At 61.9% G+C, this 20,819-nt stretch carries 19 protein-coding genes and 2 pseudogenes; 4 read left to right on the top strand and 17 right to left on the bottom strand.

Annotation, left to right across the window (positions count from 1 at the left end):
* Positions 1-2: 2 nt before the first annotated feature.
* Together FQV39_RS27815 and FQV39_RS27810 are read left to right on the top strand one after the other, a co-directional pair.
* On the top strand, positions 3-566 hold the full coding sequence (locus FQV39_RS27815; RefSeq protein WP_149133248.1) for a cation diffusion facilitator family transporter: 564 nt from the start codon (positions 3-5) through the stop codon (positions 564-566).
* 134 nt (positions 567-700) lie between these two features.
* On the top strand, positions 701-1,081 hold the full coding sequence (locus FQV39_RS27810; RefSeq protein WP_149133247.1) for a phosphatase PAP2 family protein: 381 nt from the start codon (positions 701-703) through the stop codon (positions 1,079-1,081).
* Between the two features lie 5 nt (positions 1,082-1,086).
* Here the strand turns inward: FQV39_RS27810 and FQV39_RS27805 are convergent.
* The 5 genes and pseudogenes from FQV39_RS27805 to FQV39_RS27785 form a co-directional block, all read right to left on the bottom strand.
* A pseudogene (locus tag FQV39_RS27805) lies at positions 1,087-1,509 on the bottom strand (YciE/YciF ferroxidase family protein); the annotation flags it as partial.
* A 601-nt stretch (positions 1,510-2,110) separates the two neighbouring features.
* On the bottom strand, positions 2,111-2,314 hold the full coding sequence (locus FQV39_RS27800) for a hypothetical protein (RefSeq protein ID WP_149133245.1): 204 nt from the start codon (positions 2,312-2,314) through the stop codon (positions 2,111-2,113).
* A gap of 78 nt (positions 2,315-2,392) precedes the next feature.
* Positions 2,393-3,167 (bottom strand): annotated as a pseudogene (locus FQV39_RS27795) (SDR family oxidoreductase).
* A 39-nt stretch (positions 3,168-3,206) separates the two neighbouring features.
* Complete coding sequence (locus FQV39_RS27790; RefSeq protein WP_149133244.1) at positions 3,207-3,860, bottom strand: HD domain-containing protein; 654 nt, start codon at positions 3,858-3,860, stop codon at positions 3,207-3,209.
* A gap of 171 nt (positions 3,861-4,031) precedes the next feature.
* Positions 4,032-4,862: an alpha/beta fold hydrolase gene (locus tag FQV39_RS27785; protein ID WP_149133243.1), complete on the bottom strand. Its 831-nt coding sequence runs from the start codon at positions 4,860-4,862 to the stop codon at positions 4,032-4,034.
* A 424-nt stretch (positions 4,863-5,286) separates the two neighbouring features.
* Between FQV39_RS27785 and FQV39_RS27780 the strand changes: the two genes are divergently transcribed.
* A complete protein-coding gene (locus tag FQV39_RS27780; RefSeq protein WP_149134072.1) occupies positions 5,287-6,036 on the top strand; it encodes an SDR family NAD(P)-dependent oxidoreductase in 750 nt (249 codons plus the stop codon).
* A gap of 118 nt (positions 6,037-6,154) precedes the next feature.
* On the opposite strand, the gene FQV39_RS27775 is transcribed toward FQV39_RS27780, so the two are convergent.
* The 12 genes from FQV39_RS27775 to FQV39_RS27720 form a co-directional block, all read right to left on the bottom strand.
* Complete coding sequence (locus FQV39_RS27775) at positions 6,155-6,838, bottom strand: response regulator transcription factor (RefSeq protein WP_149133242.1); 684 nt, start codon at positions 6,836-6,838, stop codon at positions 6,155-6,157.
* Complete coding sequence (locus FQV39_RS27770; protein ID WP_149133241.1) at positions 6,828-7,217, bottom strand: response regulator; 390 nt, start codon at positions 7,215-7,217, stop codon at positions 6,828-6,830. Before FQV39_RS27770 ends, FQV39_RS27775 begins: the two co-directional genes overlap by 11 nt.
* 2 nt (positions 7,218-7,219) lie before the next feature.
* A complete protein-coding gene (locus FQV39_RS27765; protein WP_149133240.1) occupies positions 7,220-7,861 on the bottom strand; it encodes a response regulator transcription factor in 642 nt (213 codons plus the stop codon).
* Positions 7,851-10,685, bottom strand: a complete 2,835-nt coding sequence (locus FQV39_RS27760) for a PAS domain-containing protein (RefSeq protein ID WP_248313161.1) — start codon at positions 10,683-10,685, stop codon at positions 7,851-7,853. Before FQV39_RS27760 ends, FQV39_RS27765 begins: the two co-directional genes overlap by 11 nt.
* Positions 10,686-11,008: 323 nt before the next feature.
* Positions 11,009-11,956 carry a mechanosensitive ion channel family protein gene (locus FQV39_RS27755; RefSeq protein ID WP_149133238.1) on the bottom strand — a complete coding sequence of 316 codons (948 nt, stop codon included), beginning with the start codon at positions 11,954-11,956 and terminating at the stop codon, positions 11,009-11,011.
* Between the two features lie 70 nt (positions 11,957-12,026).
* Positions 12,027-12,452 (bottom strand): cupin domain-containing protein, encoded by a 426-nt coding sequence (locus FQV39_RS27750; protein WP_149133237.1) that lies wholly within the window; start codon positions 12,450-12,452, stop codon positions 12,027-12,029.
* A gap of 63 nt (positions 12,453-12,515) precedes the next feature.
* Entirely contained in the window at positions 12,516-13,268 is a 753-nt protein-coding gene (locus tag FQV39_RS27745) for an SDR family oxidoreductase (RefSeq protein ID WP_149133236.1), read from the bottom strand.
* Between the two features lie 143 nt (positions 13,269-13,411).
* Positions 13,412-14,329 (bottom strand): MBL fold metallo-hydrolase, encoded by a 918-nt coding sequence (locus FQV39_RS27740; protein WP_149133235.1) that lies wholly within the window; start codon positions 14,327-14,329, stop codon positions 13,412-13,414.
* A 278-nt stretch (positions 14,330-14,607) separates the two neighbouring features.
* Positions 14,608-15,390 (bottom strand): alpha/beta fold hydrolase, encoded by a 783-nt coding sequence (locus FQV39_RS27735; RefSeq protein ID WP_149133234.1) that lies wholly within the window; start codon positions 15,388-15,390, stop codon positions 14,608-14,610.
* 82 nt (positions 15,391-15,472) lie between these two features.
* On the bottom strand, positions 15,473-15,997 hold the full coding sequence (locus FQV39_RS27730) for a hypothetical protein (protein WP_248313467.1): 525 nt from the start codon (positions 15,995-15,997) through the stop codon (positions 15,473-15,475).
* A gap of 1,467 nt (positions 15,998-17,464) precedes the next feature.
* Entirely contained in the window at positions 17,465-17,668 is a 204-nt protein-coding gene (locus FQV39_RS27725) for a cold-shock protein (RefSeq protein ID WP_149134071.1), read from the bottom strand.
* Between the two features lie 126 nt (positions 17,669-17,794).
* Positions 17,795-19,993: a glycoside hydrolase family 3 N-terminal domain-containing protein gene (locus tag FQV39_RS27720; protein ID WP_187640082.1), complete on the bottom strand. Its 2,199-nt coding sequence runs from the start codon at positions 19,991-19,993 to the stop codon at positions 17,795-17,797.
* Between the two features lie 131 nt (positions 19,994-20,124).
* On the opposite strand from FQV39_RS27720, the gene FQV39_RS27715 reads away from it, so the two are divergent.
* A complete protein-coding gene (locus FQV39_RS27715) occupies positions 20,125-20,748 on the top strand; it encodes a YitT family protein (RefSeq protein ID WP_187640081.1) in 624 nt (207 codons plus the stop codon).
* Positions 20,749-20,819: the final 71 nt, after the last annotated feature.

Below are 20,819 nucleotides of genomic sequence, written 5' to 3'. Positions count from 1 at the left end.
GGATGCGATACGAGGCAAGCGCACTGAAGGAATTTCGCGCGGCAAAAGGTTCGCTGAGCGACTTTGCCGCCGTTCGGCAGTGCAAGGATCCCTGCGTCTTCACGGTATTGTTCGAGGACACTACAGCGCTGCTGGGGCTGTTCTTCGCCTTTCTTGGCCTCACGGCCGCCGCCTATTTCGACAGGCCGGAACGAGACGGCGTCGCCTCGATCCTGATCGGAGTCATCCTCGCGGCCACCGCGATGCTGCTTGCGCGCGAAAGCAAGGCGTTGCTGATAGGAAAAGGCGCACTGCCGCATGTGCAGCACGAGATCATGGCGGCGGTCAGTGGCGCCCCCGACGTCGAGCGCGTCAACGACATGACCACAGTTCATCTCGGCCCCGATCAGATCGTCGTAGCACTGAGCCTGGAGTTCAAGGACGACCGGTCGACAGCCGATATCGAAGACTGCGTGGAACGTGTGGAAGCGAAGCTGAAGAAGTGCCGCTCGGATATCGTCGCAATTTTCGTCAAGCCGCAAACCTCCGCGGCATGGCGCGAGAGAAGGGCACAACTTTCCAATTGAATGCCAGGCCGGGATGTCACGCCCTCGTATCCATTTGTCGAAGATGCTCGGGCTCTCCCGTCAGCTTTGCTGCACCACTTTGAACAATTACTGATCTGCCTCGTTTCAGCCAGGTCCCCAGCAGGCTACGCACGATGAAACGGTGGCGGCTCAGAGCTTTCTCGATCGATCGACACATCGCCAGGACGATTGCCAAGCATACTGACCGCCGCGTCGAATTCCTGGCGAAGGTCCTCACCCGTCTCGCCGATGAGCGGCTCCTCCTTCCGCTCTGCTCGGTTTATTGGCTCGCCTCGCGCGCGGAGCCAGAGGCTCGTCGCAACGATGCGAGCCACCTATTGCTGACGATAACCGTCACGACGGCATTGCCTCATCTCTTGAAGGCGATCGTCGCCAGGGAGCGCCCCGACCGTGTCGAGATCCGCGGGTATCGCCACGGCATCCCGCGTTCCGGCACAATCCGCAAGATTCAAGGTCACGCGGCAGCGATCAAGCGTTCCGACCCGATGAGCTAAGGCTCTCAGGCGGCCTGACGATTGATACCGTCCGTCGCCAGTTTCGTGAGCTTTTTGTCAGTCGAGAACTCCTCATCGAGGTTCTGCTTCAGCAGCGACGCGCAGTCGATCCGACCGAGCTGCTTTGCCCACGCGACAAGCGTGCCGTATCGCGTGATCTCGTAATGCTCCACCGCCTGGGCCGCGGCAATCAGCGCAGCATCAAGCACCTGCTTGTCTTCGACCTCGCCGGCAACATCGTTGGCTTCTTCCAGGATGCCGTCGATCGCGGGACAGGTGACACCCTTCTCCTCGACCCCATGCAGACGGAAGACTTCCTTCAGGCGAGTGATCTGTCCCTCGGTCTCGCGCAAGTGCGTTTCGAAGCCGCGCTTGAGCTCAGGATGTGTCGCCTTCTCGACCATGTCTGGCAGGGCTTTCTTGATCTGACAGGTGCCGAGGTGTTCTTTCCGGCCGCTAGGGCGATCGACAGCATTGCAATCTGAATTGGTTGCTTGAGATCATGCCCCGCGACCGCCAATAGGCGCGCCATCGCCTGCAACGACTGATCGGCGGCGCCTCGCGACTCCTGCCCAGGTTCTGGGATGTGGATCTGTATGCTCATCTTGGCCCCCAATGCTAATCATGGCCTTACCAGGTGACGGATGTCTGTTCCGCGGAACCACTTTGGCGAATGTAAATGATTTTAGAACTATGCCGGAGGTTAGGTCTTAATCTGCAAAACCTAATTTATACGATCGCTAGTAATTTATACGATCGCTAGTATAAACATATGTATAAGTTGTACACGAGCCGTCACAGGCATGAAATTTTGATTTAATCGAGCCTTGGACGCCGATTTTTATAGATATCCAGAATCTGTCTTGACCTCTTTGGCGCCGAATTTATTGAACTGGCGGGTCGGGTATCAATACCACGCTATCTTGTAGCGCGACGTCTTACGGATCTATCGGATCAAATTTCGCATTCACCTGAGGACCATGCATTTGCGCGGAGTGATGCCAGACGGACATTTCCACGGCCGCCATCTTAGGAAAGATGAGCAAGGCAGACAGAAAACGCGACGACCAGCGTATTGCAGAACGTGTTCGCCAAATTGGCGAGAGGACGCAGCTCGATCAGCAGTCCCACCAGGTCGTCCGGGTCGCCACCGTTGCGCCTGCTCGAACAGCGCCGAGTTTGCAATGAGTCGTTGGCGCCGACGCTCGCGTCATTCCCGTCGCGGTGACGCACCTCTGACTTCACGCTCCCGGAAAACTGCACGGAGTAAAAGCCGAACTTCGCTGCGTAGATGCCCGCAGGCACACTGCTTTAGTTGGCTGGGTCCAGCGATTGTGTCACGTACAGTCGCAGCCAATCCTCGAAGCGTGTTGGCGCCGCGATGAGCTGATGATCACGAGGCACGAGGGTGTCGTCACGCAATACCGCTCCAAAATAGAGCGCTTTAGCATCGGCCACGATCGGCCGCGGGTCCTCGTTCGCAGCCAGTATATCACGAGCGATTTCGTCGAGCCGAAAGCGGTCCGGGCCAGCGATTTCCAAGTTCGCGGTTGTTCGCGCGCCCGAGGACGACGTCGCGCAGCGCTAGCGCGACATCGTCGCCTGCGATGGGCTGGAGCAGGGCCGGCGAAATGTGAAGCGAATCTCCTTCCGCGTCGGCCTCGACGATTCCGTTGATGTATTCAAAGAAGGGCGTCGACCTCACGATCGTATAGGGCACGTTTGCGCTTCTCACGATCACCTCCTGCATCATCTTGGCTCGGAAATACCCGCTATCGGGCAGCCGATCGGTCCCAACGGCAGAGAGAACGACGTGATGCCGGACGCTGGCGGCCTCCTCGGCAGCGAGCAGGTTCCGTCCGGAGGACTCGAAGAAGGCGAGCGCGACGTCCCGATCGAAGGTCGGAGAGTTGGAAACGTCCACGACTACCTGCGCGCCGGACAGCGCCTCGGCCAGGCCTTCTCCGGTGACCGTATCGACGCCGCGCGATGGCGAGGCGATTTCGATTTCGTGACTACCGCCGGCCAGCGCATCGACGAGCTTGGACCCGATCATGCCGGTCCCGCCTACCACAACGATCTTCATCCGCCGTCTCCTTGATATCCTCGCTTCCTGCCCGGCATGTCACTCATCGAACGGCGCGCGCTCGACAAAATCGACCGATGACGGCGTTCGGTAGCCCGCAACGAGCCGCTCGCCGAAATCACGCACGAAATTGTCGTAGGTGGTTTCAGGACGGGTTCCGGCGATGTGGCAGAAGCACTGCGTCATCAGCCGCTTCATCCCGAGCCTCGGATAGGCCAGGAGGATTTTCTGGACCTCGTCCGGCGGGAGCGCGTCGTATTGCAGTCCGACGACATCGAGGCAGATGCCTGCCGTGCAGAGCGCAACCTCAGTCTCCTTGTAGAGGCCGATCGACGGTGTTGAGTTGAGGGCTACGCTGTCCCAAATCAACTGAGCACGACGCTCGTCGACACCGCCCTCTCGGGCAAAGCTTCGCGCGAGATCGGCGCCCTCGACCTCGAACCGTCGCGGCCCGTTGAAGCGCTCGTTCAGCGTGACATCGTGCAGGAGCGTCCCCACAGCGACGACTTCCTCATCATGATGGATATTCCGAAGCTGCCCTAGGCGAGCCGCGAAAAGCCAGGAGCGCACAACGTGGTTGTACAGGTAAGGCTCGCAGGCTCGGCGGGCATAAGCGAGAGCGCTGGCTACCAGTTCGGTATCCGGCACAGCAACCCCGGCCAGAATTTGACGGTCTTTTTGGATCTCTGACATGGGTTTCGAGGGCCTCGATCGACGGGTTCCAGAAGTTTTCAGCGAACGGTCGGTTCGCAGGCCGCAGCTTCCCTATGCGATGGCTCACCCACCAGCGTCCGAGCCGCCGAAGCTGATCGGCGGACGGCAAGCATGACGAGGCGGCTTCGCCAGCCGCCTCGTCCGTGAGCGTCACCCTCGGACGAAGGCAAGGATGTCCCTGTTGATCGTGTCCGCATGGGTGGTCGCCATGCCGTGCGGGAACTTGTTGTAGATCGTCAGGGTCGCCCGCTTCAGGAGCTTGGCCGAAAGCGGGGCGCTGTCGCCGATCGGGACGATCTGATCATCATCGCCATGCATGACGAGAGCCGGAGCCTCGATGACCTTGAGATCCTCGGTGAAATCGGTCTCGGAGAAGGCCTTGATGCCTTCGTAGTGAGCGTTGGCGGCTCCCATCATGCCCTGGCGCCACCAGTTCTGGATGATGCTGGCATCCGTCTCGACCCCGGAGCGATTGAATCCGTAGAACGGCCCCGCTGCGAGATCGGTGTAGAACTTGCTGCGATTGGCAGCGAGACTCTTCCGAAGGCCATCGAAGACTTCGATCGGAAGGCCGCCGGGGTTCCGATCGGTCTTGACCATGATCGGCGGGACTGCGCCGATGAGAACGAGTTTAGCGGTACGGCTCCTGCCATGGCGCGCGACGTAGCGCGTGGCCTCGCCGCCTCCGGTGGAGTGTCCAATATGCACCGCATTGCGTAGGTCGAGATGGTCGACGACGGCCGCGGCGTCGGCCGCGTAGTGGTCCATGTCATGTCCCTCACTGACCTGGCTCGAACGGCCGTGTCCGCGCCGGTCGTGAGCGACGACCCGGAACCCTTGTGCCAGAAAGAACAGCATCTGGGCGTCCCAGTCGTCCGAGCTCAGTGGCCAGCCATGGTGAAAGACCAGCGGCTGGGCCGATTTCGGGCCCCAATCCTTGTAGAAAATCTCAACGCCATCCCGCGTCGTGACATAATTCATGCGTCGGCTCCTTGTGCTGTTGTGAGGGGGAACGGTGGCGGGCTGCGCCAAGGACTGGAGCGGAAGCGTGCCAGCCGCCGCTATGCCTGCGCCGCCGCAAAGGAGATCCCGCCGACTGAGGTCGGTAGAACTCGATGGTACTTCGTTGGGCATTGGCGCCTCCAGGGCGCAGATACTGGTTGCGGACCGAAATGCTCAGGGTGCCCGATTCGGCGATAAACCCCGATGTTTCGACCTCAAATCGGCGATGATATCGATATGATCGTCGGGTTTCTGAGGTAGATATATTTTTCATCTTCCTAAAGCGACGATCAATACGCTCGAAGGCCGCTCATTCTATTCAAATGTATAGATCATATCGACTTCGGCATATTTTGATTTCGATGAGGAGCGGCCCGACTGTGGATCATCAATGGAGATCCACATGGGAAAATTATCGAACAAGGTCGCCGTGATCACCGGCGGCAACAGCGGGATCGGCTTCGCGACAGCGCGCCTGTTCATAGCCGCAGGTGCGAAGGTACTGATCGTCGGTCGTCGAGAAGACGCCGTGACCAAAGCCGTCGCCGCCCTCGGGTCTCAGGCGACCGGCTTCGCAGGTGACGTTGCCGACCTCGCCACGCATGAACGGGTCGCCGCGATGGTCTCCGATCGTTTTGGGCAGGCCGACATCTATGTGACGAATGCGGGCAGCATCCGCATTCAGCCAAGCTTCAACGTGACGGCCGCCGACTACGACACGCAGTTCCTTACCAATGCGCGCGGCACGTTCTTCGGCGTGCAGAAGATCGCTCCGCTGTTGCGCGATGGCGGCGCGATCCTGCTCACCAGCTCGATCGCGAGCCGCAAGGTGCTGGATGGTCACGCGGTCTACGCTGGCAGCAAGGCAGCAATCGAAGCGTTCGCGCGCAACTGGGCACTGGAACTTAAGGACAGGCGCATTCGCGTAAGTGTGCTCAGCCCCGGCCCGACCGATACGCCGATTGTGGGAAAGCTCGGCGTCGCTCCGGAAACGCAGGCTCAAGTCGAAGAGCAGGCCGCTCGGATGATCCCGTTCGGCAGGATGGGAAAGCCGGAAGAGCTCGCACAGGCGGGTCTCTTTCTCTGCTCCGCCGACGGGGAATTCATCACCGGCGTCAACCTGGCCGTCGATGGCGGCATCACGCTGACCTGATCTCAGAAGAGGTCGCCATGCCGCTTCCCTCCCTCAGCTATTCAGGCGAATTGGCGAGGCATCATGCCGTGGCCATGAGCTCTGGAACACCGAAGCCGGTGCTCCAGCCTCGCCAAGGCTAGGCGGCGTTCGCCATACGCATGCCGACCGGAAGAGCCTCCCACGCCCTGATAAGTTCGCCGAGTGAGGCAACTTCCATCTTCCGCATCAGGTTGCCCCGGTGAAGCTTGACTGTGACCTCGCTGATGCCGAGGTCGAAGGCGATCTGCTTGTTGAGGCGACCCCGTGCGACCTCGCACATGACTTCGCGCTCCCGTGGCGTCAGAGATTGCAAGCGTTCGACACATCCCTTGATCTTCGCAGCTTCCGTCCTTCGCGCCGCATCCAGCCCGATCGCCGCATTGACGGCGTCCAGAAGCGTCTGGTCGCGAACCGGCTTCGTCAGGAAATCCACCGCGCCTGCTTTCATGGCCTGGACGGTCATGGGAATGTCGCCATGCGCGGTGAGGAAGATGATCGGCTTTGGATTTCCGTTCATCGTCAGATGACGCTGGAGGTCGAGTCCGCTGAAGCCGGGCATACGCACGTCGAGAATGAGGCATCCCGGCCGGTCGAGCATGCTGGTCTCGAGCAGCGCCTGTGTCGAGCTGAATGAAACCGCTGCAAAGCCGGCTGACTCCATCAGCTCGAACAGTGCGTCTCGGACCGACGCGTCGTCATCGACGATGATGACGAGAGGCTGCTGTTCTTCGGCTGCACCTCGCCTGGAGGAGAGCCGCGAGATTGAGCGGTCAATGATCATGTTCACCTTCCACGTGCTGTTGAGTTAATGCCCTTGCGATCGCCGCGAGCAAGGCTTGGCCATCGAACGGCTTGCAGAAGAAGCTCTCCACGGCCCGCGCCCTGATCTGCTCTGCGATCTCGTGGCGCCCGGTGATGAGAAAGACCGGCAGATCCGGGCGCTCTTGGTTGACGAAGTCGCGCAGCTCGAAGCCGTTCAACCCCGGCATGCCGACATCGGTGATGAGGAGATCTAGTCCGGAGAGGCCGGCCCGGGTCAGCGCTGCCGCCGACGAAAAGCTACGAACGGCATACCCCGCGGACTCGAGCAATTCCTCAAGCGATTCGAGCAATCTCGGATCGTCATCGACGACGGCTATGACATGTTTATGCTTGGTCACACTCAGATTCCTCCCATCCGGCGCGAATGTTGGATCGGGATTTCCAACCGCTCCGCAATTCGCACCAGGTCGGCGAGCGATGACGCCGCCATTTTCTGCATCACGTTTCTTCTGTGAATCTGAAGGGTCACTTCGCTGATGCCGAGCTCGGCCGCAGCTTGCTTGTTGAGGAGTCCGCTCACGACCAGCGGAAGCACGTCTCGCTCTCGCGGAGAGAGATCGTGATAGCGTTCCCTCAGCCGCGTGAGATCGGCGCGTTTCGCCCTTGTTTCCCGATCCTGCGCGATCGCCGAGCGGATGGCCGAGAGCAGCGCCGTGTCGCTGAACGGCTTAGTCAGGAAATCGACGGCACCATGCTTGATGGCTCGCACCGATGACGGGATGTCGCCATGCCCCGTGATGAAGACGATCGGCGGATGGTCTCCCTGCGCGATCTGGCGTTGTAGCTCCAGTCCGTTGATATCGGGGAGCTCGACATCGAGAATCAGGCAGGCCGGGAGATCGGGCTTGTTCGAGCCGATATAGTCGCCGGCGGAGCTGAATGGGACTGATCGGACACCGTTCGCCGCCAGCAACTCACCCAGGGCCTCCCGGAGCGCATCGTCGTCGTCGACGATGAACACGATGGCGTCGTCAACGGTCATGATCGGCTTTCGATTCGACAGGCAGGGTGAAGATGAACGCCGCCCCACCGTCCTGGTTGTTCTCTGCCCACAGTCGCCCGCCATGGGTCTCGATGATGGTTCGCGATATCGCCAACCCCATGCCCATCCCATTGGGTTTCGTTGAGAAGAAGGCTTCGAAGACCTTATCGGGCGCACCAAGACCCATGCCGGTGTCCCGGACTTCGGTCCTGACGAAATCGCCGGCGCGCAATGTTCGGACGCGCAGAACCCCGCGCCGAGCAGGCTCCATCGCCTCAAGGCCGTTGCGGATCAGGTTGACCAGGACCTGCTGAATCTGGATGCGATCCAGCTCCAGCGACGGAAGACCAGCCTCGACCTCGACCTCGATACGCATGCGACGCCGGGCCGCTTCTTCCGTCATCAGATCCCGCGCCTCATGAAGAATAGCGTCGAGCGGGCAGAGGTTTCGTGCTTGGTCCGTCTGCCTGAACAAGGCACGGACCCGGCCGACGACATCGGCGGCTGAATTCGCATCGCGGATGATGCGTTCGATGGTTTTCTGAGCCCGCTCAAGATTGGGCGGGTCCGAGGTCAGCCAGCGCTGGCATGCGTGCGAATTGGCGACCACGGCCGCTAGCGGTTGGTTGACCTCATGGGCGATCGAGGCAGATAGCTCTGCCAGGCTCGCAGCCTGCGCTGCGCGTGCCAGGCGTTCCTGCGTCAATGTCAGCGCTTCCTGAGCGCGCACCTGATCTTCGATCTCGAAGCAGATGCCGTTCCATTGAACGATCTCCCCCTCGGCATTTCGCATCGCTGCGGTTCGCGTCTCCACCCAGCGATACTCGCCGTCCGCCCGCCGGAGGCGGTGCTTCATCGCATAGGGTGCGCCGGTCGCCAGTGAGCGCCCATATTTCTCTTTGACGTCAGGAAGGTCGTCAGGGTGGATGATCGCTTCGAGCGTGCCGGTGAGGCGTGTCTGACCGTCCTCGTCCTTGTCCTCTAGCCCAAAGCCGAGAAATTCCCCAAGCTTCTCGCTCCGATAGATGGGCTCCCCATTCGGCGCGGCGCAGTAGATGAGGGCGGGCAGCGTCTCGACCAACTGGCGCAGCGATCGTTCGCTTTCCCTGAGCGCCTCCTCGACGCGCAACTGGTCGTCGATATCATGGGACAGACCATACCACTGGATGATGCCGCCATCGTCGTCCAGGAGCGGCTCGGCACGCCCGTCCATCCAGCGATAAACGCCATCGTGGCGTCGCAAGCGATAGCGCATCGCGTAGGGCCGACCGCTGCTGAGACAGTCCTTGATTTCCGCCCAAACGCGACTGGCGTCGTCCGGATGGATCGCAGCCTTCAGGGCGGCTGCGTATCGCTCCGTCTGCGATTTCTCAAGGTTGCCTTCGTCAATGCCCAGGAAGTCGATGAAGCGGCGGTTGAAGAAATTCGGCGCCCCGGTCGGGGTCAGTCGCCAGAGGAAGCTCGGAACCAGATCGATCAGCCGCGTCAATTCCTGCTTTCGGAGATTGAGTTCGGTCTGGGTGGTGATCAGATCGTGGATATCGACGGATACACCGTACCATCGAATAATCTTACCGGCTTCGTTGCGCAGAGGTTCTGCGCGCGTCTGCGTCCATCGATAGCTGCCGCCAGCCCGATGCTGGAGGTACTTGATGTTGTACGGCGCGCCGGTCACGACCGATCTCGTGAAGGTTTGCTCTGCCAGCTCCCAGAAATTCGGATGAATCATTTTTTTCAACGAAAGAGACCCATCCGACGCCTTGACGGTATCTAGCGTGGCGCCGGTGACCTCCATGATCCGCCTGTTGAGATAGATGGGTCGACCCTCCGATGACATGCTCCAGATCATGGCAGGCACCGTGTCGATGAGCTGTTCGAGATGCTTTTCTCGCTCTCGCAGCGCAGCCTCGGTCTTCTTGTAGACGTCGATATCGATCGAGGTGCCGAACCAGCCGGTGATACGCCCCTCGCCATCCCGTGTCGGCCGCGCTGAAATGCGGTGCCAGACATAGTGGCCCGTCGCGCGCAGCATGCGGTATTCGATGTTCCACGGCTCGCCCGTCTTCAGGCAATGGCGCAGGGTCGCAGCGGCCCCGTCGACGTCGTCCGGATGAACACCGCGCATCCAGCCGACCTCACCGCCATCGATGAATTCCCGTTCGCCGAGACGGCGATTGAGATCCTCCAGAGCCATGTCGATGGCAATCTGGGCAGCAGGGGTCACATAAGTGAACTTCCCAGTCGCATCGAAAGCCCAGGCCTTGCCGTGTAAGCTCTCGATCACCTTGGCGGCCTGCACCGCCTGCACGGTCTCGCCAAGCGATTCCGCGACAGTCCAGCGATCATCCGGTCTCGAAACCATGGCGTCGACATCGACGCTGACGCCATAGCCCGGCTCGGCACGGAGCTCGGTCCAGCGATAGCTGCCGTCCGGCTGGCGCAACCGATAGCTCGTCACCTGCGGCACGCCCGTCCAGAACGCATAGGCCGCCGCCTGTGCGATCGCAGCCCTGTCATCCGGGTGGATCGCACCCTCGGCCACGTCATCTGGGATGGCACCGCGACCACCGGGATGCACCGGCTCTTGGCGTTGCGCGGCCGCGTCCCGGGCGCCTCGTCTGGACGGATCGCGCACGATGAGCGCGCCGATGCACGCTGCCACCGCGACGGATGCGACAAGCGAAAGTGCGGATTCCCGTACGGGGCCAGGATATAAAATGGCAATGACCGCCGCCCCGGCAAAAGCGGCGAGCAGCCCGCCCCAGAGCGATCGAAGCAGATATCCGCGCGCATAGAGGAAGAGCGCACCGAGCGGCGCCAGCATTCCTATGGTGGTCCCGGCCAACCAGTATGCCAGGAGGCCAACAGCCAGAGTCAGGGACACCAGGATCGGTGGCGTTCGATGGAGCGCTGCAATCATGGTCGGGTGCCCTTCCGGAGACGGATTACCTGGAAACCGTCACAGCATCATCTAGCACCAGTCTTCGAACATCCGGCTGGCAAATTCAGTGGAAACTAGCGCCAGGACACCTCGGCCGCACTTATGGAAATCCATGACTTGCAAGGAGATCGTCCAGTGTTCCGTTGCTGCGCGCGACGGCGTGCGGACAAGCGCCGCAACCCACCTTGGCACCAGAATGGAGACTCCTAGGCAGGCCCGGCCAGCGAAAGACCGCTCGCGCCGCATTGGTCATGGATGAGGTCGATGATCTCGTTCTTGGCGGATGTCCCCGTTGCGAGGCTCGCGACACGGAACTGCAATTCCACCTCGATGGCCGCCGCATCGATGGCCTTCAGGGCAACGGCTGGCGGGGGATCCTTGACGATGCGGGTACTGGCTTCCAGCACTGTCCGCATCGCGTCCTCGACGATGCGCGGCCTTTGCCCCGCGGCGAAGCGCACGCCTAGTGTTATGAGGTGCGACTCGTCGGGGCGGCTCAAGCTGGTCAGGCTTTGCTTTGCCAGCATGCTGTTCGGCAGCACGACGATGTTGTTTAATCCGGTCAGCAGGTTGGTCGAGCGCCAGTTGGTTTCCATGACGCGGCCCGCCGTACCGTCGCTCAACTGGACCCAGTCGCCGATCGTATAGGCCTTGCCGAGTGTCAGCGCGATGCCGGAAAAGACATCGCCTAGCGTGTTCTGCAATGCGAGGCCCAGGATCAAGGCGACGACGCCCGAGGTCGTAACCAGGGTGGCGATCGGCAGGCCGAAGACGAACCCCAGGACCGACAGCGCCACACCGAGATAGATGCCGGCGACGGCCATATCCAGGATCAGGTGCGCTTCCTGCGGCTTACGATTGAGCCTGACGTAGATGTGGATGAAGCCGATGATCGTCCAGGCGAGATGGGTCCACCAGAGAATTCTGGCGGACTTGGAAAGCACCGCTTCCAGCCCCTCCGCATAGACGTCATCGGCCTGGTGCGGAGCGATACCACTGGTATAGAGCACGATGCTCATGCCGATGAAGAACAGGATCTGGACGATCAGGCGACCCGTCGGACGTTCGCAGCCCTGAACGTGCCACACGATGATGCCGGCGGCTCCGAGGATGTTGATCAGCACCAAAGGCAGGAAGTGGTCTTCGCCGGGCATGGAAAGAAGTTCCGTTGGCGGTAGCTCATGCTGAGGGATGATGCGCCGGATGGTTGTCCGGCGTCGCTATCTACTTCTTGAGCGGGAAGGTCAGTTCCTGCTGGGCGGTATCGACGACGAACACGGCAAGCAGTTTTGCCGGGTGGGTCTTGCTCGCGTTCTCGCTGACTCCGTGACGGTCGCCTGGGAATTCCGAGAAGCTCTCGCCGGCCTTGTAGACCGTGACGGGGCCATCATTGACCTGGCTGCGGATCGCCCCTTCGAGCACGGTTGCATAGATGAAAGCGGAAGCCGGGTGTGTGTGGCCATCCGAGAATCCGCCCGGAGCGTATTCGACGAGAACGCCCCTCATGCTCTTGCCTGGTACGTTAGGCAGCTCGTGGTCGTAGACCAGCGTAACCTTGGCACCTTCGCCACCTCCGGGCGCGTCATGTGCGAATGCCGAAATCGACAGAAGAGCTGTCAGCGCAAAGGCGCACGCCAGTGACTTGATCATGTCTATCGTCCTTTCACTATGAAAGTGGATGAGCCGCTTCGAAGTCGACTCATCCACGCGCCATTATTTCCGGGGAGCTGTCGCGAACCAGCGATCGAAGTCGATCCGGCCGATGCGGGGATTGTTGTCGGAGACGAGCGAGCCAGCCTCCAGCTTGGTCCCGAAATACCGGGCATCCGGATCGGCGACGACGGTGCGGGTATCTCCGATCGCCTTGAGGTAGCGGGCGACGAAATCGCAAAGGCGCGCGCGTTCCGGGCCCGCGATTTCGATAATGCCGTTGGCCGGCGCTGCCAGCGCTGCCTCAGCTACGAAATCGGCGACGTCGTCGGATGCGATCGGCTGAAGATTGCCCGTCGACAATCGGGCAGTGTCGCCGGATGTGCCGGCTTGGGCAATGCCGCCGAGGAATTCCATGAACTGCGTAGACCGCAGGATCGTATAGGGAATGCCGGATTTCCTGATGATCTCTTCCTGAGCGACCTTGGCGCGAAGATAGCCGCTGTCAGGCAGACGGTCCGTGCCGACGATGGAGAGCGCGACGTGATGCTTGACGCCGGCCACCTTCTCCGCCGCCGTCAGGTTCTTGCCGGACGTCCGGAAGAACTCGAGCACGGCCTTGTCCTCGAAGGAAGGCGAATTCGCGAGGTCGATCAGCACCTCGGCATTCGCGAGTACCTCGGCCAGGCCTTCGCCGGTGATCGTATTGACGCCGGTATTTGGGGCTGCGGCAACGACCTCATGCCCTTGCTTGCGCAGGCGCTCCGCGGTCTTCGATCCGATCAGTCCGGTGCCGCCGATAATGACAATTTTCATGAGATGCCTCCTGCGCAGCCGCCCATGCGGTGCGTCGTTCGATCGATGTGATGGGGGCGACCTCGTCGAGGTCGGGTTGTCGGCCGAGCCGGCATGGCTTTGGATACTGCGCAGCCAGGCTCGGCCGAGAGCCAGACTGGTATTCAAAAGTCCCAGAAGACTGGAACCCAGCGGAAGGCGCTGCCCTCGACCGCGACCCGACCGACCGACGGGAATGGGAGGTGGGTGGCCACGAGCTGTTCACCGGTCCCCGCCAGCTCCGTCAGCAGACGGTGGCGAACGCGAGCCGCTTCCTCGGGGTCATGCTCGAAGCCGTTATACCAGTCAGGGTGTTCGAACCCCACAGCGAAAATGGCATCGCCGGCAAACGTCAGTCGGTCGCCGCCGGAGGACAGACGGACCACGCTGTGTCCGGGCGTGTGGCCGCCCGTACGGCGGACGATGACACCCGGCGCGACCTCGTGTTCCTCGTCGAACATCCTCAGGTAACCGCGATACTCTTGTGCAAACCGCTTGGCGGCCGCACGAAGGGCATCCGGGAAACCCGCCGGCATGTTGACATGCGTGAAGTCGGGCGCATCCCAAAACTTCACCTCGGCGGCTGCCACATGGATCCGCAAGTCCGGGCGAAGTCGCTCCTTCACCCCCTCGACGAGGAGACCGCCGACATGGTCCATATGCATGTGGGTCAGCACCACGTCGGTGACGGTGCCGAGATCGATGCCAGCAGCCTCCAGGCGCTTAACCAGTTGTCCGGCCCGCGGCAGGTTCAGTTCCGGATCAAGACCCAGTCCGGCGTCGATAAGGATGACCTGCTCGCCGCTGCGCACCAGGACCACGTTCAGCGCCCAGTCGAAAGCGTCGGACGGCAGGAACATGTCTTTCAGCCAATCGGCCCGTTCGGTTTCGGCGACGTTGTGCCCCAGCATCTTGGTCGGGAGCGGCAGCACCCCGTCGCTGACCACTAGAACATCAATCTCGCCGACCCGCACCGCGTAGCGCGACGGGACCAGTTCTTCGGGCGCCGGTCGTCCGGAGCGTGAAGCGACGTCTATGCTCATGGTTCTCTCCTAATTGAGATGCCGTTCAGATCACGGCTTGGAGGACGTTAGATTCATGCCATTATGCGGGATACTGGACCCAAGAACAGGTATATATATTCCGCATAATAGGTTGATCTGAATCTCTCGAAAGATGTCGTATTTAATTTATTTTATCATACCGCTGCCCATCGGCGGTTTTGTGCATGTAATATCTGTTAGATACAAAATCCGATAAGCGACTACAGCGTTTAATCCGATCGAGCGCGCGCAGTCTGGCCGATATGGTCGTTGTTCGACTATCGTGACGACGCAGCCATCTCGATCATGGATACGACCGCTCCGGGGCGCGAAACCATCAAGGCGTGCGACGCGCCGTTGATCGCGACGGTCTTCACCATCCGCGCGCGCTGCGCCATGAAGTCCATCGCAGCCGGTGGAATGTTCCGGTCACCGGTTCCGTAGATCATGTATGACGGCAGCGACTTCCACGAAGGCACACCCGACGGCTCGGCCAGTGCCGCTTCGGCAACAGGGCGTTGCGTGGCAGCCATCAACGCAGCCTGAGCCTTCGGAACGTCGGCTGCGAACTGCATCCGGAATTTCTCCGGCCTGATATAGAGATCGCGCCCGCTATTCGGCGTCGCGACCGCCTGGATCGCACTTCCCAACGTGCTTCCCGGAAACTTGCCTGAAAGCGACAGGCTGGATTCCCCCGTCTCGGGCGCGAACGCGGCCACATAGACGAGTGCCTTCACATTCGCCTGCCCGTTCGCAGCTTCTGTGATCACCGGCCCGCCATAGGAATGGCCGACGAGAACGACCGGGCCGGAGATGGATCGTATGAGCGTCGCGACTTCGGCCGCGTCCCCCTTCACGCTGCGTAGTGGATTGGCGGCCGCGATCGTTTCGTAGCCAGCCTTGTTGAGCCGGGCGATCACAGCATTCCAGCTCGCGGATTCGGCGAAGGCACCGTGCACCAGAATGACGGTCGGTTTGGTACGAGGCGCTGCTTGCGCTGGTCGCATAGCCATGGTGAGCAGCGCGGCGGCTGCCGCCAAAGCGAAGACACTCGGTTTCATATGCGTTCTCCGGGTTTGTAGGTAGGGTCAGAGCAGCCAGCGCAAGCTCGTGCCTGGGGTGCTTGGCCAAAGAATTCGCCAGTCAATCCAGACGTCGGCGTCGAAGACAGGAGAAGGTGCAGTCAGGCGGCTCGGCGGGCGCGGCCAGGGAGAGGCTTCGACTTGCCGGCAAGGAATTCCGCAGTGCCCAGAGCGTAAGCGCCAGTCCGAGAAGCGCCGGCAGCGTCACCGCCGGAAAGTCCCGCGGAATGACAGCAGGCGAGCAGATTCCGACGGCAACCTCCCAAAAATGGAAGAGCGCGTGCGCGCAAAGCCAGGACGTCGCGGCTGCCCATAGTCCAACGCGGCGCCGGGGCGTGAAAAGCCCGAGGCCGAACGCCACGCCGAGGAACATCTGGATCATCCCGATGTCGCGAATGAAGTGCTGGTTGAAGAAGCCGGTATCAGTCACGCCCGGGACAAGTTCGTACCAAGCCAGTGGCGCGATCAGCATGAAAAGGCCGTTCGCGGTCAGGAAGATGCCGTTGAACGCCACCATGATGACGACCGTCGCGGCAGCGGCGCGGCCTCGAGGGAGCATCGCCTCGCACGTCAAAATCGCTTTCATCAATCACCTCTCGCCGAAGTGCGCTCACCACCGAGCACTCGCGTGATCTCGGAGCGGGGTGACAGCGCAGTAGCGAAGGAAATTGTTCTCGTTGAGCGCTTGGATCTCTACTGGCCCCTCCGATGTCTGCTCTCGATAGATCGCCAGACGGACCTGTACCTTGGCATAGACAAGAAAGAGCAACAGCGTGTGCAGAGCCTGATCCGGATCCTGGGTGGATCGAGTTTCAACCCGCCTGCTGCTGGTCAGATCGTACGTGAGAGGTGGCCGGAGCTGCGAGTTCGCGACGCTAGACGCCGGCATCCGAACGCCCGGCTCCGGGAGCTATGCCAAATTCCGCTTTGGCGCATTCTTTACGGCAGGCCCGTGGGTAGTTCTGGCGCGACCCCACCCGTAAGAGAGCCCAAAAAGTCGCCCCTTAAGAAGGCGCCACGCAGTCTCGCACCTTCCCGACAATCCGCTTCATTAACGGCCCCGGCGTTCTCCGGGGCCATTTTTTGGCCCGGGGCACCGATCGCGGGTGACAGTTTCAACGCTCCACGGTGACGGACTTCAACGCCTCGACTCGTCTAAGTAATTGAATTATTTTTAAGCGCGCGGTGACAAACTCAAGCTCTTCTGACAACGTGAGACTAAGTCATGTCCAGCGGATAAGGCGCCGCGCGCCTCGCCGTTATGCTCGCCCTTGGGGCGAGCATCCACGTCTTGAACACCGCCTTCGACAAAGAGAGACGTGGATGGCCGGGACAAGCCCGACCATGACGTGAAGCAGTTGCTTCTATTCGCTATCCGAAACCACTCCGCTGGCGCGAGCCTAAACTTATCCCCGCCCTCTCCACCCATGCCTATGCTGCGCCGTCCCATCCGACCGAGGGGCTTCGCGAGGCATCGTGGGCCGGAGGGGATTGCGGGCTTCGCGGGTCCGCAGGATCGCCGCGCGTCCGATAGGACGCGATAACGTTGATCCATCTATGTGGTATCGCATCGGAAGCATCCGATGCGATAGCGCGGAGGTGCCGACTTCGTCCGGGCCCAACAGGCAGGCCCGCTCCTTCGCCGGAACCCAGAACGAAGCGGAACCCCCAGATACCCGTGCGCGGAGCCGGGCAGCGCGAGCATGTTCAGAACATGCTCAAAAGCTTAGCGCGAATTCTTGACGCCCAGCCGAGATCGGCTGGGCGGAAAGCGCGCGTCGTCGCTGTTCGACATCTCGACATCGACTCGACATCGGCACGCAGCCGTCGACTGCGAACGCCGCAAGGCTCCGCGCATCCCTCGGACGCCTAAAGCCCGAAAACCCCGCAGGCCAGGCCTGGACGGGGCTTTCGGTGCGTCTCTCCAGAAAAGTGAAAACCACAGCACCGGAGATACGGCGGTCAGCGCCGATCCGGTCCTTGAATGTCAGTACACGCCTGCCGCGGCCTGGGCCGCACGCGGCAGGCGGTTCTTCCTTGCAGCAGGAAACGTTCAGAGCAGTTTCAGATCGCCCGCCGCGGTCTTGCCGCGTTCGGTCTTCAGCTCGAAAGAAACCTTCTGCCCTTCCGTCAGCGTCATCATACCGGCTTCCTTGACGGCAGTAATATGGACAAACACGTCCTTGCCGCCTTCCGCCGGTTGAATGAAGCCGTACCCCTTTTCAGTATTGAACCATTTTACGGTTCCGGTCGCCATCGCCACATCCCTCGAAGCCGCGCCCACCGGCCCGCGCGCCAAGGCGCGCAAGCCGGCAACGGAAGGATTCACCGAAAACCGAAACTTGTCGAGATTAAACACGGAGCAGACGAATCAAATAATCGCTCAAGACCTGATCAGCATGACCTGCGCTTTTGCTGCGGCGCGGGACGATCCGCCGATGTAAATTTCCACTTCGCCCGGGTCGACGACGTAACGTCCCTGTTCGTCATGGGCCCCGAGCCGGGAGGCCTCCAGCTTGAATCGTACAGTTTTCGTCTCTCCGGCCCTGATCATGACCTTCTCGAAGCCTTTCAGCTCGCGCAGCGGCCGCGACAGGCTCGCGACAGGCTGGCGGATATAGAGCTGCACCACCTCCTGCCCGTCGCGCGTACCCGTATTGGTGACGTCAACCGCCACTTCGACGGAGCCGTCGAGTCGCACCGACGAGGCCGAAACGCGCGGATTGGCATAGGTAAAGCGGCTGTAGGAGAGCCCGTAGCCGAAGGGGTAGAGCGGCTCGTTGCGCTCGTCCATGAAGATGGACGCGTAGCGCTCGCCCGGCTTTTCCGGCCGGCCGCTGGGGAGCTGGCTGTAATAGACCGGGATCTGGCCGACTGAGCGCGGGAAGCTCATCGGCACCCGGCCCGACGGATTGTAGCGCCCGGTCAGGATGTCCGCGATCGCGGTCCGCCCCTCCGTGCCACCATGGAAGATCTGCAGGATCGCAGCGACATGCTCGCTCGCCCAGGTCAGGATGAGCGGCCGGGCCGTCGCCAGCACCAGAACCACCGGCTTCCCGGTCTTGACCAGTGCTTCGAGCAGTTCCTGCTGCACGCCCGGCAGCTCGAGCTTCGTGCGCGAGGCGGCCTCGCCGATGAACTCGCAATCCTCGCCGAGCATGGTGACGATGAGATCGCTTGCGGCGGCCGCGTGTATCGCTGCTTTCTTGTCCGCGAACGCGGTGCCGCAGTTCTTGGTGAAGGCGGGTTGGTAGCTTACCGAGACGTCCTTCGGCAGCCGCTCGCGCAGCGCATCCGGCAAGGGCGTGATGACGCGCCGGCCGAGCCCCGCGGGATCGGTCCAGACCCGCTCGTCCTCGGGCACAGCCATCGCGCCGATCACGGCGACCGACTTCACCGTGTCGCGGATCGGCAGCGTCTCGTCGGCATTCTTGAGCAGGATCGCACCCTCGCGCGCCGCCTGCAGCGCGACCTCGCGGGCAGCTTCGGTCTGCATCAGGCTCGGTGCGGTGGCGGGGTCGACATCCGGCTTTTCGAACAGGCCGAGATGGAACTTGACGCGCAGCACGCGCCTGACCGCCTCGTCCACCGCCTTCACCGGCACGCGGCCGACGCGGACCTCGTTGGCGAGATGCTTGTGGTAGACATCGCTCATCATGTCCATGTCGATCCCGGCGAGCAGAGCCTTGCGCGCCGCTTCGGCATCGTCGCGGGCGATGCCATGCAGCCTCAGTTCGGTGATCGAGCCGAAATCGGAGGTCACGAAGCCGCGAAAGCCCCAGCGCCCGCGCAGGAGGTCTGTCAGCATGCCGCGATGCGCCGTCGTCGGCACGCCGTTCAGCGCCGTGAAGGCCGCCATCGCCGTCATCGCCCCGGTCTCGAAGGAGGCCTTGAACGGTGGCAGATGCAGGTCGAAGAGCTGGCTCGTCGGGATCCAGGTCGCGTTGTAGTCGCGCCCCGCCTCGACGGCACCATAGCCGACGAAGTGCTTCGGCGTCGTCGCCACCCCGCCGCGCTGGTAGCCGCGCGTACGCGCCGTCGCGACGACCGAGCCGAGATAGGCGTCCTCCCCTGCCCCCTCCAGCGCACGGCCCCAGCGCGGATCGCGCGAGATGTCGACCATCGGCGCGAAGGTCCAGTTGATGCCGGCGGCCGAGGCTTCCCGCCCCGTCCAATAGGCCGCCTGCTCGATCAACTCCGGGTTCCAGCTCGAAGCCTGGCCGAGTGGTAGCGGAAAATAGGTCGAGAAGCCGTGGACTGCGTCGAGCCCGATGATCAGCGGGATCTTCAATCGGCTCTCGCGCACGGCCTTCTGGACTGCCAAGACCTCGGCCGGCACGACGAAATTCATCACCGCGCCCATGTCGCCGCTGCGGACCTGATTGATGTCGAAGCCTTCGCCGCGCCCCGACAGGTGGAGCTGGCCGACCTTTTCCTCCAGCGTCATCTTCCCGATCAGCGCGTCGACCTTGCGCTCGATCTCGCGCGCCTCCAGCCCGGTTTTCCAGGCGACAGGCTGCTGGGCTGAGGCAATCGACGCCGGAATGAGCAGCAGAAGGGCCGCGACGAGCCGCAGAAGCATGAAAGGCATCTCTCCGAGGAACACGAGAAGTAGGAGAAGTCCGCGCCCTGCGGAATGGTTCCCTCCGCTTCATGGCTCGGCCATTGCATAGCCTCTGGCGCCCGCAGCCTCCAGCCGATACAGGGCTCGCCATGTCCCAGACCGCCATCGCCGCCATGCCGCAGCAGCACCGTCTCTACGAAGATCTGCTCGCCCTTCCGCTGGGCACGCTGATGATCAGCATCGGCATCGTCCTCTTCGCCAAGGCGACCCTGCTGACCGGCGGGGCGGCCGGGCTCGCCCTGCTGCTGCAATTCGCCACAGGCGCCGATTTCAGCCTGCTGTTCTTCGTCATCAACCTGCCGTTCTACTGGCTCGCCTTCCGGCGAATGGGCTTCGCCTTCACGCTGCGCACGATCGCCGCCGTCGCGCTGATCTCGCTCTTCGTCTGGGCAACGCCCGGCTGGTTCCGGATCGAGGCGGTGGCGCCGCTCTATGCCGCCATCGCTGGCGGCGTCGCGATGGGGCTCGGCCTGCTGGCATTGGCGCGTCACCGCACCGCCATCGGCGGGGTCAACATCCTCGCGCTCTACCTGCAGGAGCGCCATGGTCTGCGCGCTGGCTGGGTCCAGCTCGGCATAGACGCCGCGATCTTCGCCGCCGCCCTTTTCGTGCTGCCGCTCGACAAGGTCGCCCTGTCGCTGGTCGGCACGCTCGTCCTCAATGCCATCCTGGCGATGAACCACAAGCCGGGCCGCTACATGGCGATCTCCTGACGGAAGGTCGCCCTGCCCCTCAGGCGGTTGCGCCCCGCCGTCCGTCATGCGAGTCAGCCCGAAGCAACGGG

Origin of the sequence: Bosea sp. F3-2, assembly GCF_008253865.1 — a bacterium.
GTDB lineage: Bacteria > Pseudomonadota > Alphaproteobacteria > Rhizobiales > Beijerinckiaceae > Allobosea.
The sequence above is the reverse complement of the archived record's forward strand: the minus strand, read 5'-3'. Positions and strand labels throughout refer to the sequence as shown.

Excerpts from the sequence above, each read along its gene's own strand:
- FQV39_RS27815 (WP_149133248.1), top strand. The coding sequence starts at position 3 with ATGCGATACGAGGCAAGCGCACTGAAGGAATTTCGCGCGGCAAAAGGT.
- FQV39_RS27810 (WP_149133247.1), top strand. The coding sequence starts at position 701 with ATGAAACGGTGGCGGCTCAGAGCTTTCTCGATCGATCGACACATCGCC.
- FQV39_RS27790 (WP_149133244.1), bottom strand. The coding sequence starts at position 3,860 with ATGTCAGAGATCCAAAAAGACCGTCAAATTCTGGCCGGGGTTGCTGTG.
- FQV39_RS27785 (WP_149133243.1), bottom strand. The coding sequence starts at position 4,862 with ATGAATTATGTCACGACGCGGGATGGCGTTGAGATTTTCTACAAGGAT.
- FQV39_RS27780 (WP_149134072.1), top strand. The coding sequence starts at position 5,287 with ATGGGAAAATTATCGAACAAGGTCGCCGTGATCACCGGCGGCAACAGC.
- FQV39_RS27775 (WP_149133242.1), bottom strand. The coding sequence starts at position 6,838 with ATGATCATTGACCGCTCAATCTCGCGGCTCTCCTCCAGGCGAGGTGCA.
- FQV39_RS27765 (WP_149133240.1), bottom strand. The coding sequence starts at position 7,861 with ATGACCGTTGACGACGCCATCGTGTTCATCGTCGACGACGACGATGCG.
- FQV39_RS27760 (WP_248313161.1), bottom strand. The coding sequence starts at position 10,685 with ATGCTGGCGCCGCTCGGTGCGCTCTTCCTCTATGCGCGCGGATATCTG.
- FQV39_RS27755 (WP_149133238.1), bottom strand. The coding sequence starts at position 11,956 with ATGCCCGGCGAAGACCACTTCCTGCCTTTGGTGCTGATCAACATCCTC.
- FQV39_RS27750 (WP_149133237.1), bottom strand. The coding sequence starts at position 12,452 with ATGATCAAGTCACTGGCGTGCGCCTTTGCGCTGACAGCTCTTCTGTCG.
- FQV39_RS27745 (WP_149133236.1), bottom strand. The coding sequence starts at position 13,268 with ATGAAAATTGTCATTATCGGCGGCACCGGACTGATCGGATCGAAGACC.
- FQV39_RS27740 (WP_149133235.1), bottom strand. The coding sequence starts at position 14,329 with ATGAGCATAGACGTCGCTTCACGCTCCGGACGACCGGCGCCCGAAGAA.
- FQV39_RS27735 (WP_149133234.1), bottom strand. The coding sequence starts at position 15,390 with ATGAAACCGAGTGTCTTCGCTTTGGCGGCAGCCGCCGCGCTGCTCACC.
- FQV39_RS27730 (WP_248313467.1), bottom strand. The coding sequence starts at position 15,997 with ATGAAAGCGATTTTGACGTGCGAGGCGATGCTCCCTCGAGGCCGCGCC.
- FQV39_RS27725 (WP_149134071.1), bottom strand. The coding sequence starts at position 17,668 with ATGGCGACCGGAACCGTAAAATGGTTCAATACTGAAAAGGGGTACGGC.
- FQV39_RS27720 (WP_187640082.1), bottom strand. The coding sequence starts at position 19,993 with ATGCTTCTGCGGCTCGTCGCGGCCCTTCTGCTGCTCATTCCGGCGTCG.
- FQV39_RS27715 (WP_187640081.1), top strand. The coding sequence starts at position 20,125 with ATGTCCCAGACCGCCATCGCCGCCATGCCGCAGCAGCACCGTCTCTAC.